At 61.0% G+C, this 16,443-nt stretch carries 18 protein-coding genes and 1 pseudogene; 11 read left to right on the top strand and 8 right to left on the bottom strand.

Features of this window, described 5'->3' with window-relative positions; translation table 11 throughout:
• The first annotated feature begins 123 nt into the window (after positions 1-123).
• Positions 124-1,116, top strand: a complete 993-nt coding sequence (locus tag FHT97_RS14795; RefSeq protein ID WP_183863206.1) for an adenosine kinase — start codon at positions 124-126, stop codon at positions 1,114-1,116.
• Here the strand turns inward: FHT97_RS14795 and FHT97_RS14790 are convergent.
• Entirely contained in the window at positions 1,109-1,648 is a 540-nt protein-coding gene (locus FHT97_RS14790; RefSeq protein WP_016552194.1) for an SH3 domain-containing protein, read from the bottom strand. The two genes, FHT97_RS14795 and FHT97_RS14790, sit on opposite strands and share 8 nt — an antisense overlap.
• A 181-nt stretch (positions 1,649-1,829) precedes the next feature.
• Here FHT97_RS14790 and FHT97_RS14785 point away from each other — a divergent pair, with 181 nt between their 5' ends.
• A complete protein-coding gene (locus FHT97_RS14785; protein WP_114710473.1) occupies positions 1,830-2,831 on the top strand; it encodes a D-glycerate dehydrogenase in 1,002 nt (333 codons plus the stop codon).
• On the opposite strand, the gene FHT97_RS14780 is transcribed toward FHT97_RS14785, so the two are convergent.
• The 3 genes from FHT97_RS14780 to recF are packed head-to-tail and all read right to left on the bottom strand — an operon-like array spanning position 2,828 to position 5,243.
• A complete protein-coding gene (locus FHT97_RS14780) occupies positions 2,828-3,301 on the bottom strand; it encodes a GNAT family N-acetyltransferase (protein WP_183863204.1) in 474 nt (157 codons plus the stop codon). The genes FHT97_RS14785 and FHT97_RS14780 overlap by 4 nt on opposite strands.
• Positions 3,298-4,122 (bottom strand): molybdopterin-synthase adenylyltransferase MoeB, encoded by an 825-nt coding sequence (locus tag FHT97_RS14775; RefSeq protein WP_183753808.1) that lies wholly within the window; start codon positions 4,120-4,122, stop codon positions 3,298-3,300. Before FHT97_RS14775 ends, FHT97_RS14780 begins: the two co-directional genes overlap by 4 nt.
• A complete protein-coding gene (recF, locus tag FHT97_RS14770; RefSeq protein ID WP_183863202.1) occupies positions 4,119-5,243 on the bottom strand; it encodes a DNA replication/repair protein RecF in 1,125 nt (374 codons plus the stop codon). Before recF ends, FHT97_RS14775 begins: the two co-directional genes overlap by 4 nt.
• A gap of 152 nt (positions 5,244-5,395) precedes the next feature.
• Between recF and FHT97_RS14765 the strand changes: the two genes are divergently transcribed.
• From FHT97_RS14765 to FHT97_RS14755, 3 genes and pseudogenes are all read left to right on the top strand, one after another.
• The gene (locus tag FHT97_RS14765) at positions 5,396-6,106 is read left to right on the top strand and encodes an LssY C-terminal domain-containing protein (protein ID WP_183753812.1); all 711 of its coding nucleotides are present in this window, start codon (positions 5,396-5,398) and stop codon (positions 6,104-6,106) included.
• 46 nt (positions 6,107-6,152) lie between these two features.
• Positions 6,153-7,004: pseudogene (locus tag FHT97_RS31560) on the top strand (carbon-nitrogen hydrolase family protein).
• A 94-nt stretch (positions 7,005-7,098) separates the two neighbouring features.
• Complete coding sequence (locus tag FHT97_RS14755; protein WP_183863542.1) at positions 7,099-7,566, top strand: truncated hemoglobin; 468 nt, start codon at positions 7,099-7,101, stop codon at positions 7,564-7,566.
• Positions 7,567-7,572: 6 nt separating this feature from the next.
• Here the strand turns inward: FHT97_RS14755 and FHT97_RS14750 are convergent, their stop codons facing one another.
• The gene (locus tag FHT97_RS14750; protein ID WP_183863200.1) at positions 7,573-8,094 is read right to left on the bottom strand and encodes a GNAT family N-acetyltransferase; all 522 of its coding nucleotides are present in this window, start codon (positions 8,092-8,094) and stop codon (positions 7,573-7,575) included.
• Positions 8,095-8,115: 21 nt separating this feature from the next.
• On the bottom strand, positions 8,116-8,682 hold the full coding sequence (locus FHT97_RS14745; protein WP_183757772.1) for an XRE family transcriptional regulator: 567 nt from the start codon (positions 8,680-8,682) through the stop codon (positions 8,116-8,118).
• A gap of 141 nt (positions 8,683-8,823) precedes the next feature.
• Between FHT97_RS14745 and lepA the strand changes: the two genes are divergently transcribed.
• A complete protein-coding gene (gene lepA, locus FHT97_RS14740) occupies positions 8,824-10,656 on the top strand; it encodes a translation elongation factor 4 (RefSeq protein WP_183863198.1) in 1,833 nt (610 codons plus the stop codon).
• Positions 10,657-10,706: 50 nt separating this feature from the next.
• Here lepA and FHT97_RS14735 read toward each other — a convergent pair whose 3' ends face one another.
• Complete coding sequence (locus FHT97_RS14735) at positions 10,707-11,162, bottom strand: GFA family protein (protein ID WP_183863197.1); 456 nt, start codon at positions 11,160-11,162, stop codon at positions 10,707-10,709.
• A 95-nt stretch (positions 11,163-11,257) separates the two neighbouring features.
• Complete coding sequence (rfbC, locus tag FHT97_RS14730) at positions 11,258-11,788, bottom strand: dTDP-4-dehydrorhamnose 3,5-epimerase (protein ID WP_183757767.1); 531 nt, start codon at positions 11,786-11,788, stop codon at positions 11,258-11,260.
• 123 nt (positions 11,789-11,911) lie between these two features.
• Between rfbC and FHT97_RS14725 the strand changes: the two genes are divergently transcribed.
• From FHT97_RS14725 to rfbG, 5 genes are read left to right on the top strand one after another with little or no spacing between them, the layout of a single operon-like run.
• A complete protein-coding gene (locus FHT97_RS14725; RefSeq protein ID WP_183863195.1) occupies positions 11,912-12,733 on the top strand; it encodes an NAD(P)-dependent oxidoreductase in 822 nt (273 codons plus the stop codon).
• Between the two features lie 2 nt (positions 12,734-12,735).
• The gene (locus FHT97_RS14720) at positions 12,736-13,806 is read left to right on the top strand and encodes a class I SAM-dependent methyltransferase (RefSeq protein WP_246712641.1); all 1,071 of its coding nucleotides are present in this window, start codon (positions 12,736-12,738) and stop codon (positions 13,804-13,806) included.
• Entirely contained in the window at positions 13,784-14,569 is a 786-nt protein-coding gene (locus FHT97_RS14715) for a cephalosporin hydroxylase family protein (protein ID WP_210296709.1), read from the top strand. The genes FHT97_RS14720 and FHT97_RS14715 overlap by 23 nt, the downstream gene beginning before the upstream one ends.
• Positions 14,570-14,607: 38 nt before the next feature.
• Positions 14,608-15,375, top strand: a complete 768-nt coding sequence (rfbF, locus tag FHT97_RS14710) for a glucose-1-phosphate cytidylyltransferase (protein ID WP_183757761.1) — start codon at positions 14,608-14,610, stop codon at positions 15,373-15,375.
• Positions 15,372-16,442 carry a CDP-glucose 4,6-dehydratase gene (gene rfbG / locus FHT97_RS14705; RefSeq protein ID WP_183863191.1) on the top strand — a complete coding sequence of 357 codons (1,071 nt, stop codon included), beginning with the start codon at positions 15,372-15,374 and terminating at the stop codon, positions 16,440-16,442. The genes rfbF and rfbG overlap by 4 nt, the downstream gene beginning before the upstream one ends.
• Position 16,443 lies beyond the last annotated feature (1 nt).

Raw genomic sequence — 16,443 nt, 5'->3', positions numbered from 1 at the left:
TCCCCAACGGCGAACTTTTACGAAGGCATCGATAGGTTCTCACGGCATTTCCGCTTCCCATGCGGCTAAAATTCGCTAAGACCGATCACCGGCTATCACCAAACACCGGGACCTTACCCTTTCATGACCAAATTCGATGTTCTGACTGTCGGCAATGCCATCGTCGATATCATCGCGCGTTGCGACGACCAGTTCCTCATTGACAACAAGATCACCAAGGCAGCGATGAACCTGATCGATGCCGAGCGCGCCGAGCTTCTCTATGCGCGCATGGGACCAGCGGTGGAAGCCTCCGGCGGCAGCGCCGGCAACACGGCGGCGGGAGTCGCAAGCTTTGGCGGCAAGGCCGCCTATTTCGGCAAGGTCGCAGAAGACCAACTTGGCGAGATCTTCGCCCACGACATTCGCGCGCAGGGCGTTCACTACCAGACGCAGCCGAAGGGTACGTTCCCGCCGACCGCACGCTCGATGATCTTTGTGACTGACGACGGCGAGCGTTCGATGAACACCTACCTTGGCGCCTGCGTCGAACTTGGGCCTGAGGACGTCGAATCCGAAGTGGTTGCCCAGTCCAAGGTGACCTACTTCGAGGGTTACCTCTGGGATCCGCCGCGCGCCAAGGAGGCGATCCGCGAATGCGCCCGTATCGCCCACGAGAACGGCCGCGAGATGTCGATGACGCTTTCCGACAGCTTCTGCGTCGACCGCTACCGTGGCGAATTCCTCGACCTGATGCGCTCCGGCACCGTCGACATCGTCTTCGCCAATCGCCAGGAAGCCCTCGCGCTCTATGAAACCGACGACTTTGAGGAAGCACTGAACAGCATCGCCAAGGACTGCAAGATCGCGGCGGTGACGATGAGCGAGGATGGCGCCGTCATCCTCAAGGGTAGCGAGCGCTTCTATGTCGATGCGATCAAGATCAGGGAACTGGTCGATACGACGGGCGCTGGCGATCTCTTCGCATCGGGCTTCCTCTACGGCTACACGCAGGGCCGGACGCTGGAAGATTGCGGCAAGCTCGGCTGCCTCGCCGCCGGCATCGTGATCCAGCAGATCGGTCCGCGGCCGATGAAGTCGCTGGCCGAAGCGGGCAAGCAGGCGAGCCTTATTTAAAGGCTTCGCCGGGATAAGCGCCCCAGATCTCCGACTGCGCCACCCAGCCTTCGGCGCCGTCGATCTTGGCAAAGCACCAGTCGCCATTGCATTCGCCGATGTTCATCATGACGCCGGGTTCGAGCTTGGCGACGACGGTTGCCGACGACAGGGCGTCGCGGCGCATGTTGACATAGACAGACTTGCCCTTGCCCTTCATCCATGGAGCGGCAATCGCCGCCCGTGAACCCGACAGCAACGATTGGTTGACCCAGCCTTCGGTGCCGTCGGCATCGCGGATCTGGCGCCAGTTGTCGTATTCCTGAATGATCTCGACCGGCAGGCCGGCCTTCAGGTACATCCAGGAAGCTGCATAATCCGTGCCGGGGCCGATGCGCAGGTTGACGCGCTTGGACTTGAGCGTGACGAAGCGCGGCAGCGGCAGGCCGCTCGGTCCCTTTGCCGCCTGTGCGGAGGCCATTTCAGCCGTTCCCGCCGAAAGCACGAAACCGATCGCAAGGGCGAGGCAAGATTTCAGGACTTTGCTATGCATGGGATTTCCGTTTGCTCAGAGGAGGGCAGGACTGCTGCCTGATTCCGGGAATTCGACATTCCTGCGCACGCTCAGCGAGTTTTGTTTGTCTTCGCGTGCGGGTCTGGTAGAAATTGCCCGGAACGGGAAAATTATCCCGCGTCTTGGTTAAGGACCTCTTTACAAGTTAGCGCCGGCGCACATGACGACGAAGAAAAAACCGAAGGTCTACATCACGCGGAAGCTGCCCGATGCGGTCGAAACGCGCATGCGCGAACTCTTCGACGCGGAACTCAATATCGACGATGCGCCGCGCTCCAAAGCCGAGCTGATCGCCGCAGTCCAGAGCGCCGACGTGCTGGTTCCAACCGTGACTGACCGAATCGACGCTACGGTGATCGAGGAAGCCGGACCGCAGTTGAAGTTGATCGCCAGCTTCTCGAACGGCACGGACCACATCGACGTCGAGGCGGCGGCCCGCAAGGGCATCACCGTGACCAACACGCCGAACGTGTTGACTGAAGACACGGCAGACATGACGATGGCGCTCATTCTCGCGGTGCCGCGCCGGCTTGGCGAAGGTGCACGCGTGCTGACCGATCAGCCGGGCGAATGGGCTGGATGGTCGCCGACCTGGATGCTTGGGCGACGTATTCACGGCAAGCGCATCGGAATCGTCGGGATGGGGCGAATTGGCACCGCCGTTGCCCGCCGCGCCAAGGCTTTCGGCCTTTCGATTCACTATCACAACCGCAAGCGCGTGAACCCCGCGACCGAAGACGAGCTGGAAGCGACGTACTGGGAGAGCCTCGACCAGATGCTTGCCCGCGTCGACATCGTTTCGATCAACTGCCCCTCGACTCCGGCAACATTTCACCTGCTGTCGGCCCGCCGCCTGGCTTTGCTGCAACCGACCGCCTACCTGGTCAACACCGCCCGCGGCGACGTGATCGACGAGGCGGCGCTGATCAAGAGTTTGCGGGAAGGAAAGCTTGCCGGTGCGGGTCTCGACGTCTTCGAGAACGAACCTGCGGTCAATCCGAAGCTCGTCAAGCTGGCCAACGAAGGCAAGGTCGTGCTTCTGCCGCACATGAGTTCGGCAACGATCGAAGGCCGCATCGACATGGGCGATAAGGTCATCATCAATATACGGACCTTCATCGATGGTCACCGCCCGCCAAACCGGGTGCTGCCGGGCCGCTAAGCCGAGATCGCCTTGCGCATCTCGATCGACGTTGTTCTTGTGAAGCCTGGATGGGCATTTTCAGCGGTCTTCTCGAATCCCCAGCGCGCGAAAACGTCATGATTCTCGACGAGTTCGATTCGTGTTTCGAGCCGGAGTGACGGCAGTGCCCGGTCTCGTGCCGTCTGCTCCGCGACCGCCAAAAGCCTACGGCCAATGCCTCGACCTTGCGAAACCGGAGCAATCGCCAGTTTGCCGATGTAAAGACAGCCCTCTTCCGGTCGCAAGAAGACGCAGCCAGACAAGGTTTCGCCTTCCATCGCCACATAGGCGATTTCAACGCGGGCCTTGTCGGCAAGCGTCGCCCGCGTGAGGTTCGAGGCGGAGGACGGTGGATCGATGCGATCGTTCATATAGGCGAACGACGACAGGATCAGCGCCAGCAGCTCGTCCCAACGCTGAAAATCCTCATCGATGCGGACGATGTTCATGATGCCTGGCTCTGCCTTGAGCGGCGGCGCTTGTAGCGGATCGTGTCGAAGCGGGCGGCAAGCGCATCGTAGAGCAATAGCCGGCCGATCAACGGCTCACCGGTGCCGGTTACGAGCTTGATCGCTTCCATCGCCATCAACGTGCCGATCACTCCGGTCAACGCGCCGATAATTCCGGTCTCGGCGCAGGCCGGGATCAGTCCCGCGGGCGGCTTCTCGGGGAAGAGATCGCGATAGGTCGGATTCGGCGTCCCGTCTTCGGCCACCGCATAAGGCTTCAGAACCGTGACGGAGCCATCGAAGCGACCAACAGCGCCGGTCACCAACGGGATTTGCGCCGCCTCGGCAGCGTCAGCTGCCGTATAGCGCGTATCGAAATTATCGGAGCCATCGATCAGGAGATCAAAGCCGGATAGATGGCGGCGCGCAGAATCCGGCGAAAAGCGTTCCTCAAAACGGATCACGTTGACGTGCGGGTTCAAGCGGGCAATCGCGAAGGCGGCGCTGTCTGTCTTCAGCTCGCCCACCGTTCCCGAATCATGGATCACCTGCCGCTGCAGGTTGGAAAGCGAAACCCGATCGTCATCGGCAATGCCGAGCGTGCCGACGCCGGCGGCTGCGAGATATTGCAGGACCGGCGCCCCGAGCCCGCCCGCACCGATAACGAGCACGCGGGCGGCCTTCAGTTTCTGCTGGCCTGCACCGCCGATCTCGGGAAGCAGGATATGACGCTGATATCGCGCGATTTCTTCCGGGCTTAGGGGCTCCATGGGCGCGATGCTAGCACGGCCTTCGGTTGAGGGGGAAGCGGCACAGGTCATTCGAAAACCTTTCCGTCAGCAACGGTGAAAAATTGCGCGCGCTCGCCAAGGGCCGAGAACATGGCACGGTCGGTTCCCGTCATGAAAGCCTGACCGCCGAGGGCGTCAATGAGGTCGAAGAGGGCGGCCCGCCGGCCTTCATCGAGATGTGCGGCGATTTCATCAAGCAGCAGGACCGGCGCGTGGCCGGTGAGATTGGCGACCAGCCGGGCATGGGCGAGGATCAGCCCGACCAGCAGGGCCTTCTGCTCGCCGGTGGAACACCGCGATGCTTCCATCTGCTTCTGCTGGTGGCGGACAAGCAGATCGACGCGATGGGGGCCGTCGAGCGTGCGACCAGCCGCGGCGTCGCGGTAGCGGCTCTCCGCGAGCATGGCGGCATACTCATCCTCAAGATCGACGGCGGGGCGCGAGAACTGGCCATCCATGAAGCCGGCAAGCTCCAGCGTCGCGGCGGGAAAGGGCGAGGTTTCGTGCGTTTCGTCGATGAGGCGTGCAAGAAGGCCCAACATCTCCTGCCGTGCCATCGCCATCGCAATGCCGAGGCTCGCCATCTGCTGCTCGAGGCCGGAAAGCCAGGCAGGATCGAAGCGGCGTTCGTCGAGCAGCTTGTTGCGGCTGCGCATGGCGCGCTCGAAATCGCTGGCACGGCGGCCGTGGGCCGGATCGAGCGACAGGACGAGCCGATCAAGGAAACGACGGCGCTCGGACGAGCCACCAGTGAACAGCCCGTCCATCGAGGGCGTCAGCCATAGAAGGCGGAGGTGATCGGTCAGTTCGTCGGCTGATTTTGCCGGCGTGCCGTTAATCCGCAGCCGGCGGGAGGCGCTGTCGTCGGTGGTATCGACGCCGGTGCCGATCTCCACCTCACCGTCCATGCCAGCGAGCTCCGCGAAGATCGAGAAGCCGGCGGTCGCGCCAACACGGGTGATGTCGCCATAAGTGGCGCGGCGCAGGCCGCGACCCGGCGACAGAAGCGAGACGGCTTCCATCAGGTTGGTCTTGCCGGCGCCGTTGTCTCCAGTCAGCACCACATGCCGACCGTCGAACGACAGCGAGACAGACGCGTAATTGCGAAAGTCGGTCAACTTCAGACGGGACAGGGAGACCTTGTGCGGCATTCGATATCCGGATTCGTGGTGTCCGAGAGCTAAGCGCAACGAGAGCGGATGGCAAGGGTTCGACGCCGCTACAGATACAACGCGACGGAAGAGTGCACGTTGGCGTCATCGTCAGAGGGTCGTATGATAACGCCGAGGCCGGGGGGACTTCGATGAGACAGTTGACGAAAACGCGGATAGTGGGCGGCGGTGTGGCGATCCTGTTGGTTGCGTATCTGGTCGTCGCCTATTTCTTCATGCCTGAAATATGGATTCATCGCGACGCCAGCCGCGTCGCGGAATTTGGCCCAATGGTGACCACCACCAAACAGGACATTCCCGGCGATCCCATCAATGTCGGGCTTGTCGGCGCAAAGGAGGACGTGCTCCGGGCATTCGCGTCGGCTGGATGGGATCCGGCTGACAAGATCACGCTACGAACATCGGCAGAAATTGGATTGAGTGTCGTGCTCGATCGGCCCGACCTCGACGCTCCCGTGAGCCCGTTGCTGTTCGAGGGACGCCAACAGGATCTGGCGTTTGAAAAGGCCGTCGGCAAGAGCGCCGACGAACGCCATCACGTCCGTTTCTGGGAAACCAAGAAGAGCGGTGAAGATGGGCGCCCGGTGTGGCTCGGCTCGGCGAGCTTTGATCGCGGTGTTGGTTTCAGCCATGACACCGGCCAGATCACCCATCACATCGCTCCTGATGTCGATGCCGAGCGGAATCTTGTTATTGGAGATCTTCAGACGGCCGGGCAAGTGTCGTCGACCTACGAGATTGCCGGGATCGGTGCCACCAAGGCCGGTCGCAACGGCGGCGGCGATCCCTATTTCACCGATGGAAAGGCACTGATCGGCGTGCTGCGTGGCGTCACGCCATAGCCGGCTTCCACGCTGCGTCAAATCAGCGGAAGATGCGGGCCGAATCATGAGAGGCGGACCGTTGAAGATTGCCGCAGCACAGACCCTGGTTTCTCCCGACATTGCGGCGAACGGCAGCGCAATCCGGAGCATGATAGCAGCCGCGGCCGCCGGCGGCGTGCGTGTCATCAACTTCTGTGAGGGCTCACTTTCGGGCTACTCGAAGTTCCAGATCATGCATCCCGACGACTGGAGGAGCTTCGATTGGAGCAGGCAGGAGGCGGAGCTGAGGGCGATCGCCGATCTCTGCGGCAACCTTCGCATCTGTGCGGTCGTCGGCGGAGCGCATCGGCTGGCGGAAGGCCGCCCGCCGCACAACAGCCTCTACGTCTTCTCCGAAGAAGGAGCGCTTCTCACCCGCTACGACAAGAGGTAGCTGTCGAACAGCGAACTCGGCGGTTGGTATTCTCCAGGCACCGCACCCATCACTTTCGCCGTAGGCGAATATCGATTTGGCTGCGCTATCTGCATCGAATCTCAATTTCAGGAGGTGTTTCAAGAATATGAGACGCTCGGCGTCGATGCCGTGCTTTTTTCCTCGTATGGCCTTGCCGAGTACTTCCAGATCGCGCTTCGCGCTCATGCGGGGCTGAACTGCATCTGGATCGGCGCTGCGACGCCGGTCCAGAAGGCACCCAAAGGGCCGGCCGGCATCATCGGCCCGGACGGAAAATGGGTGGCGCAGTGTCCCGCAACGCCCGAACCGTGCCTGGTGACGGCGGTTCTCGATCGCGACGACCCTGTCTACGACATCCCGCTGCGGAAGGCCCGGCCTTGGCGGCTGAAGGCGCGAGCGGGCGACATCTATCGCGAGAAGATCGTCGATGATCCCAGAAGCGAAAACAGAAACGTCTATTGACGCGCAATGCTGCATTGCGTCGCAGTGCCTTCATCTTGGGGCGTCGACCGTCTATATGTCCGGAGTCGCGGGTTGCGACGTGCCGGAGTTCATGATGGATACCGAAATACAGGGCCGTGCTGCGCATGTGGCCGCCATCCGCGAGCGCGCAGAAGCCGAAATGAAGGCGATGGGGATCGATGATGCGTTCATCGATCACTTGGTCGAGACGTTCTACGGCCGGGTGCTCCAGCATCCGACGCTTGGGCCAGTATTCGATGCCAGGCTCTCCGGTCGCTGGCCGGAGCATATGCAGAAAATGAAGAGTTTCTGGTCGTCGGTCGCTTTGCGCAGCGGCGCCTATGGCGGCAAGCCAGTGCAGGCGCATACCGGTGTCGCGAACCTGTCTGCCGATCTTTTCCCCCAATGGCTGGCGCTGTTTTCCGAGACGCTTAGCGATATCGCCCCGAACCCCGAGGCCAAAGCCTGGTTCATGGCAACCGCGGAGCGGATCGCCCGTAGCCTGACGCTATCGCTGTTCTACAACCCGGCGCTCGACGATCCGAAGCGGAAGCCCGCCTAAGCCAGTTCAGGCAACACGCTTGTAGAAAAACGTCGTGGCGCAGAGGCCACCTTCCGGCCACAGCGCATAGTCCGGGATGACCCCCACCCGCTCCCAGCCAAGCCGTGGATAGATCGCCTCGGCGTCGCTTCCGGTTGCGGTGTCAAGCACCAGAAGCGTCTTGCCGCGCGCGGCCGCTTCGCGTTCAGCCGCAACCATCAGCACGCGCGCCAACCCCTTGCCGCGCGCGGAGCGATGCACCAGCAGTTTCTTCAGATCGCCGCGATGCGGCTGGTTCGGCATCTGCGCCGCACCGACCTGCACCGTGCCGACGCTCCGGCCTTCAATCTCGGCGACGAAGAGCAGCGTCGCGCCTGAAGCAACGGCATCTGCAACGCCCTGCCAATAGGGCTCCGCATCGGCATGGGTGTAGGGCTGCATGAAGCCGACGGAGGCGCCGCCGTTGACGCAGTCGGTCAGCACCTCGCAAAGGTCTGGTATCGCCATGCGGGCCTGTGCCGCGTCAAGAAGGCGGATCATTGCTGTCATCACTTTTTCTCCTGAAATGAATTAGCGCCCGCGCCGGTCGAGCACGACGCAATAGCGGGCAGGAATGTTGCCGGGGTTATGGAAAACATGGCCTTCACCGACCGGCATGAAAAGACAGTCGCCCGGCAGCAGCCGGTAGACCGTGTCACCCGTCGTCATTTCCATCTCGCCATCGAACAACCAAATGTGCTGGGCCATACCGCTGCTTGCGGCGTGCGGAGGAAAACTGACGCGACCGCCTGGCGGAAACTCGACGTCCACGATGTCGACATCGGACGCGGCGCCGGGCGGCGAGACGGAGCGCCTGAGGTAGCCCGTCTCCGGATCCCTCCAGACCTGCTGCTCCTGCCGGCGCGACAGCGGCGAGGCCTCACCCTCCTCGGCAAAGAACGCCGAAAGCGACAAACCGAGCGCTGCGCAAACTCTCGCGAGCAGCGAGGCTGTCGGGCTAGCTTCACCACGTTCGATCCGCGAGATCATCGCACGGCTGACACCCGAGGCGTTGGCGAGGTCGTCGAGCGTCATATTCTTCTGCACCCGCAGCTTGCGGATGCGAATGGCGATCGCCTTTTCCAGTTCCTGTTCCATTATTCGATCCAGTATTTCTACTATAATAGAAATACATAGTCTGATCATGGAATCAAGCGCCAAGTTTCCGCCTGAGAAACAGCGAGTTATCGTAAACGAACCCCTGCTTTTCCGCTTTGCGGCAAGGGGCGGCGCTGCTATATGGCGCGCATGAGCACCAATCCGACCACTCCGCTTTCCCATATCCGCAACTTCTCGATCGTGGCCCACATCGACCACGGCAAATCGACACTTGCCGACCGCCTGATCCAATCGACGGGCGGCCTCGCCGAGCGCGAGATGTCCGAGCAGGTGCTCGACAACATGGATATCGAGCGCGAGCGCGGCATCACCATCAAGGCCCAGACGGTGCGCCTGCACTACAAGGCCAAGGATGGAGAGACCTATATCCTGAACCTGATCGACACGCCCGGCCACGTCGACTTCGCCTACGAAGTCTCGCGCTCGCTGTCGGCCTGCGAAGGTTCGCTGCTGGTCGTCGATGCGTCGCAGGGCGTGGAAGCCCAGACGCTTGCCAACGTCTATCAGGCGATCGACAACAATCACGAGCTCGTCACCGTCCTCAACAAGATCGACCTGCCGGCGGCCGAACCGGACCGCATCAAGGAACAGATCGAGGAAGTCATCGGCATCGACGCCTCCGAGGCCGTGCTGATTTCGGCCAAGACTGGTCTCGGTATCCCCGACGTTCTCGAAGCCATCGTTGCGAAGCTGCCGGCGCCGAAGAGCCCGGGCGGCGAGAAGGCTCCGCTGAAGGCACTGCTCGTCGACAGCTGGTATGACACCTATCTCGGCGTCATGGTTCTCGTCCGCATTATCGACGGTGTTCTGACAAAGGGCCAGACGATCCGCATGATGGGCACGGACGCCAAGTACCAGGTGGAACGTGTTGGCGTGCTGACACCGAAGATGGTCAATGTCGACAGCCTCGGCCCCGGCGAGATCGGCTTCATCACCGCATCGATCAAGGAAGTGGCCGACACGCGCGTCGGTGACACCATCACCGAGGACAAGCGCCCGACCGCGCAGGCCTTGCCGGGCTTCAAGCCAGCACAGCCGGTCGTCTTCTGCGGTCTCTTCCCTGTTGATGCCGCCGACTTCGAAGATCTGCGCGCCGCGATGGGCAAGCTTCGCCTCAACGACGCCTCCTTCTCCTTCGAGATGGAATCGTCCGCGGCTCTCGGCTTCGGCTTCCGTTGCGGCTTCCTTGGCCTGCTGCACCTTGAAATCATTCAGGAGCGCCTTGAGCGCGAATTCGACCTCGACCTGATCGCCACTGCGCCTTCGGTGGTCTACCAGCTGACGATGACCGACGGCAGCGAGCGCGAACTGCACAACCCGGCCGACATGCCGGATGTCGTCAAGATCGACGAGATCCGCGAGCCGTGGATCAAGGCGACGATCATGACGCCGGACGATTATCTCGGCGGCATTCTCAAGCTCTGCCAGGACCGTCGCGGCATCCAGACCGAACTCACCTATGTCGGCACGCGCGCCATGGTTACCTATGAGTTGCCGCTCAATGAAGTCGTCTTCGACTTCTACGACCGCCTGAAGTCGATCTCGAAGGGCTATGCGTCGTTCGATTATCACCTCGAAGGTTATCGCGAAGGCAACCTCGTGAAGCTGTCGATCCTCGTCAACGGCGAGCCGGTCGATGCGCTGTCCATGCTCGTCCACCGCGCGTCTGCCGAAAAGCGCGGTCGCGACATGTGCGAGCGGCTGAAGGAGCTGATCCCGAAGCACATGTTCAAGATCCCGATCCAGGCCGCGATCGGCGGCAACGTCATTGCCCGCGAGACGATCTCGGCGTTGCGCAAGGACGTGACGGCGAAGTGCTACGGCGGTGACGCCACCCGCAAGCGCAAACTTCTGGATAAGCAGAAGGAAGGCAAGAAGCGCATGCGCCAGTTCGGCAAGGTGGAGATTCCGCAGGAAGCCTTCATCGCCGCGCTCAAGATGGGCGACGAGTAAGGAACCAACATCCAGCCCGGCCGGCGCGCATGGCCGGGCTGCGACATGCCTCAGCTGCAGGCCATGTATTCCTTCACCAATCCCTCATAGGCGTCCATCTCCGGTAGCGCCTCATAGCTGCGGGCTGCGCCGGTTTCGGCAAAGGGCAGCTTTTCACGCGTCCAGGTCTCAATAAACGGTTTGAACCAGCGCGGATCGTCCAACATCGTCGGGCGGAGGTTGACGAACCAGTCCATTCCTTCCGATCGCGTGAACATCCAGGTCATGCAGTGGCCGCAGAAATAATGGTGCGCCTCGGCGCCGTGCAAACCGCCGACCACTGGCTCCCCTTCCGTAATCGCGAAGCCTTCCGCCGGGATCGCGGCACTCAGCGAATAGGCACTCGACGACATCTTCTGGCAGCCCGTGCAATGGCAGGCCATGGTCAAAAGCGGCTTGGCGCTGATCTTCAATCGCACGCGCCCACATCGGCAGCCGCCCTCCCAAGGCAGATCGACTTCACTCATCACGTCCTCCTTTTTCGCCGTGCTCAATCTAGCGGCAGTCAGTCCGGCGTCAAACCCGCCCACCGCGAACGACAAACGCACCGGCAGATGCTCCCCTAGAGCATCGGGAAATTGCGATCCCTCTCGGACATCTGCTCGACCGGCAGCGGCCAGCCGATGGCGATCTTCGGATCGAGCGCGTTGACGCCGCCCTCGGCTCCCGGCGCGTATGGCTTGTCGTGCAGGTAAATCAGTTCGCAGTTTTCCGTCAGCGTCTGGAAACCATGGGCAAAACCCGGCGGGATCATCATTGACCGCGCGTTCTCGGCGGAGAGAACCTCGCCATGCCACATGAGATAGGTTGGCGACTGCGGCCTAAGATCGACTGCGACATCGAAGACGGCCCCGGCGAGGCAGGAGACGAACTTCGCTTCGTCGTGCGGGGCACGCTGGAAATGCATTCCGCGAATGGCCCCTTTCGCCTGCGTCATCGTGTGATTGATCTGCGCGATGCGACCGATGCCGAAATCCGAAAGCTCCTCGGTACAGAAGAAGCGCGAGAAAAAGCCGCGCTCATCGCCAAGCCGCTGACGCTCGACGACGAGGAGATTGCTGAGGGCAGTCGGGATGCGATTGAAACGGGACATGGAACTCGACCGGAACGTTTGAGGATAGCCGACAGAATGCTTTATCGCCTTGTTTCAACCCGCGCAAACTTGACCTCACACCCAAAAAGGGCTCATTAGCAGCCACTGTTCGAGAGCACTGATTTGGGCAAAGTACTTATCACCGGAGCCTCCGGGTTCGTGGGCCAACACGTCCTGCGCACACTTGTCGCGCAGGGGACCGACTTGCGTGTGGTCCTTCGACCGAAAGCCGTCGAAAAGCTGCGGGACGTCGAAGCGATTGAGATCGTGGAAAGCCCGTCTCCTTTTTCCGAGAGCGAAGGCTGGTGGAAAGATACCCTTGCCGGGATCGATACGATCATTCACCTGGCGTGGTACGCGGAGCCTGGAAAATATCTCACGGCGCCGGAAAATCTGGACTGCCTTTCCGGCACGCTGACGATGGCAAGGGCCGCAGCCGGGGTAGGCGTGCGCCGATTTGTCGGCATTGGCACGTGCTTTGAATATGACGTTAGCTTCGGCAAGCTTTCGATTGACACACCATTGAAGCCGCTTACGCCCTATGCGGCTGCCAAAGCGGCGGCGTTCATGGCGCTCTCGCAGTGGCTGCCGGCCCAAGGCGTCGAGTTTGCGTGGTGTCGCCTGTTCTATTTGTATGGAGACGGCGAAGATGAGCGTCGCTTCGTGCCATATCTCAAAAAATCGCTCGAGGCGGGGCAGCGGGCAGACCTCACAGAGGGAAGGCAGGTCCGCGACTTCATGGATGTCCATGATGCTGCCGCACGCATATGCGACGTCATCTTCGGAAAAGCCACGGGCGCTATCAACGTCTGCTCCGGCGTTCCTGTGACGGTGCGGGAACTCGCGGAACGAATCGCCGATCAGTATGGTCGGCGAGACCTACTAAATTTTGGGGCGCGGCCCGACAATCTTGTCGATCCGCCCGTCGTCTTGGGAGTGCCATAGCCTTGAATGCAGCACCAACGGATGTCCGCGTGCTTTACGAGCAGCAGGGTCTGCCGATCTTTCAGAACAGAATGTACGACACCTTGGAGGATGCCCTCGGCTCGCCGAAAGGTGACATCTGCCTGGTGGAAGATGTGCGCACGGGTCTCGTCCGCAACGCAGCGTTCCAACCCGACCTGATGGTCTATGACACATCTTACCAGAACGAGCAGGGCCTGAGCCCAATGTTTCGTCGCCATCTGGAGGAAGTCGCGTCAATCATTACCGCGAACATGGGCGAGAAGAACCTCGTTGAGGTCGGCTGCGGCAAGGGGCTTTTCCTTGAGATGCTGGAAGAGCGCGGGGTCGAGATAACCGGCTTCGATCCTGCGTATGAAGGCACCAACAGCCGAATTCGCCAGGAGTATTTCCAGCCCGGCAGCGGTATTGAGAGCGACGGCCTCATCCTCCGGCATGTCCTGGAACACATTCCGGACCCGGTCGCTTTCCTCGGCCAACTGAAGGAAGCCAACGGCGGGCGCGGATACATTTACATCGAGGTTCCCTGCTTTGATTGGATCTGCGAGCAGCGGGCATGGTTTGACGTCTTCTACGAACACGTCAACTATTTCAGACTTTCGGATTTCCACCGAATGTTCGGGACCGTTGTAGCAAGCGGAAGAATCTTCGGCGGCCAGTATCTCTACGTCGTCGCGGACCTGGCAACTTTGCGCCAACCGATGATCGACCAGAACGACCGCGTAAAAATGCCCGCGGACTTCGTCGAGAAGCTGGAGAGCATCAGCCCCGGCGAAACCCAAACAGCGGTGGTCTGGGGTGGTGCTTCGAAGGGCGTGATATTTTCGCTTTTGCGGGAGCGAAAAGGCCGTCCCGTCACCGCCGTGATTGACATCAACCCTTCAAAGCAAGGCAAGTTCCTGCCTTTGACCGGCTTGAAAGTTCAATCCCCGAACGCGGTGCTGCCCGGACTGCCGCCAGGCTCCGATATCTACGTGATGAATCGCAATTACTCTGAAGAGATCAAGAAAATGTCCAACAACGCCTACAACTATGTCGAGGTCGACCGTGGCTGATTTCAAGAGCGAAGTCGCCGACCGCATTGTCGCGATCCAAGGCAACGAGGACTTCAAACGAAGCGCTTCCGATTTCCTGCGCAAGTCCGTCGAGCCGAAATATTCCTATAACTACTTCTGGATGGGTCGCCCAATTATCCAGTACCCCCAGGACATGGTCGCCATGCAGGAGATCATCTGGGAGACGCGTCCAGACCTGATTATCGAAACCGGGATCGCACATGGCGGATCGCTGATCCTCAGCGCATCCATGCTTGCGCTCCTTGATATGACCGATGCGATGGAAGCCGGCGTCAGCTTTGACCCACGCGCTTCGAACCGACGTGTTCTCGGCATCGATATTGATATCCGCACGCACAACCGGACGGCAATCGAAGCGCATCCGATGGCGTCGCGCATTCAGATGATTCAAGGGTCGAGCATAGACCAGACCGTCATCGACGAGGTCCATCGGATCGCCAAGCCCTTCAAGCGCGTTCTTGTGTGCCTGGACAGCAACCACACCCATGACCACGTGCTGGCGGAGCTCGAGGCCTATGCGCCCCTGACCTCGGTCGGCAGCTATTGCGTCGTCTTCGACACGCTAATCGAAGATATGCCTGAAGACGCGTATCCAGACCGATCCTGGGGACCGGGCGACAATCCGAAAACGGCTGTGTGGAAGTATCTCGAAACGCATCCTGAATTCGAGATCGACCGGGCGATCGATCAGAAGCTTATGATCACCGTGGCCCCCGACGGCTTTCTGAAGCGACACAGATAGAACTCCCAGAGGCGGCGTTCTCAGGCCAGGAACCCTACATGAAAATCGTCATTCTCGCTGGTGGTTACGGCACCCGCATTTCCGAAGAGAGCCATCTGCGGCCCAAGCCGATGATCGAGATCGGAGGTCGTCCGATCCTCTGGCATATCATGAAGATCTATAGCCACTACGGCTTCAATGATTTCGTGATCTGCCTTGGCTACCGCGGCTACATGATCAAGGAATACTTCGCGAACTACATCCTGCATTCGGCAGACGTGACCTTCGACATGGAGCGCGGCGAGACGACCTACCACGCCACCAAGGCCGAGCCCTGGCGCGTGACACTTGTCGAAACAGGCGAGGGATCGATGACCGGCGGGCGCCTGAAGCGTGTCGCGAACTATCTCGATGACACATTCTGCCTCACCTACGGCGATGGCGTGGCTGACGTCGACATCAAGGCTCTGACGGAATTTCATCTAAGGCACGGACGCGAGGCGACGGTGACGAGCGTCGTGCCGCCGGGAAGGTATGGCGCCCTGCTGACCGACGATGGAAAAGTCACGAGCTTCACCGAAAAGCCTGCGGGCGATAACGGGCGCATCAATGGCGGCTTCTTCGTGCTCAACCGGTCCGTGCTCGATCGTATCGAGGGAGACCTAACGCCGTTCGAGGCAGCGCCGCTCGAAAGCCTCGCCACCGACGGCCAACTAATGGCCTTCCCGCATGACGGGTTCTGGCGGCCCATGGATACGCTGCGCGACAAGAACCAGCTCGAAGAGCTGTGGCAGAGCGGCCATGCCCCATGGAAAGTCTGGTCATGAGCAGGCTTCCGGATCAGCGCTTCTGGTCGGGAAAGCGTGTCTTCCTCACGGGTCACACCGGCTTCAAGGGAACGTGGGCGCGGCTATGGCTTTCCCGGCTCGGCGCCGAGGTGGTCGGCTATGCGCTTTCACCAGCAACGACGCCATCACTGCATGGGCTTGCCGGCAGCGCTGGTCTCACCGCCGAGACAATCGCCGACATCCGCGACGGAACGACGCTTACCAAAGCACTGAACGATTGCAATCCCGATATCATCCTGCATATGGCGGCACAGCCGCTGGTTCGGCGCAGTTATCTTGAGCCGGTCGACACTTTCGACGTCAATGTCATGGGGACGGTACGCCTGTTGGAGGCGGCGCGTTCGCTTGAGGCGCTCAAGGCCGTCCTGGTTGTTACGACCGACAAGGTCTACAGCAACGACGAAAGCGGACGGCATTTCGTCGAAACCGATCGGCTTGGTGGGCACGACCCCTACTCCGGCTCGAAGGCTGCGGCCGAGATTGCAGCCGCGACCTACAGGGACTCCTTCTTCCGCTCAAAAGGCGTGCATGTCGGCACCGCGCGCGGCGGAAACGTGCTCGGCGGCGGCGACTTCTCGGAAGACCGCCTGGTTCCGGACATCGTCCGCGCCGCCATCGCCGGCAAGATTCTTGATATTCGCAGCCCGCTGGCGACGCGCCCATGGCAACACGTCCTCGACTGCTTGAACGGCTATTTCCTGTTCTGCGAAGCGCTATACAGCGGGGCCGCGTCGGCGGAATCGCTGAATTTCGGGCCTTCGCCTGATGAAGCGCAAATCCCCGTTGGTGTCGTGGCGTCATCCGTCCAGACAGCCATGGGGCTCGGGCAAACCTGGCAGGATACGTCAGCGGCAGACAAGCCGCGCGAGATGCACGCGCTGGGCCTTGATCCCGCTGAGGCTAGCCGTTCTCTTTCCTGGCGGGCAAGGCTGAGCCAAGCGGAAGCCATAGACTGGGCCGCGCGCTGGTACGATCAGTGGCGCCGGGGCGAAGATGCGCTCTCGCTCGTCACTGGCCAGATTGATGCTTTCACGAAAGGCGCCTAAC

This window comes from Rhizobium sp. BK399, assembly GCF_014194695.1.
Classification (GTDB): Bacteria; Pseudomonadota; Alphaproteobacteria; order Rhizobiales; family Rhizobiaceae; genus Rhizobium.
The sequence above is the reverse complement of the archived record's forward strand: the minus strand, read 5'-3'. Positions and strand labels throughout refer to the sequence as shown.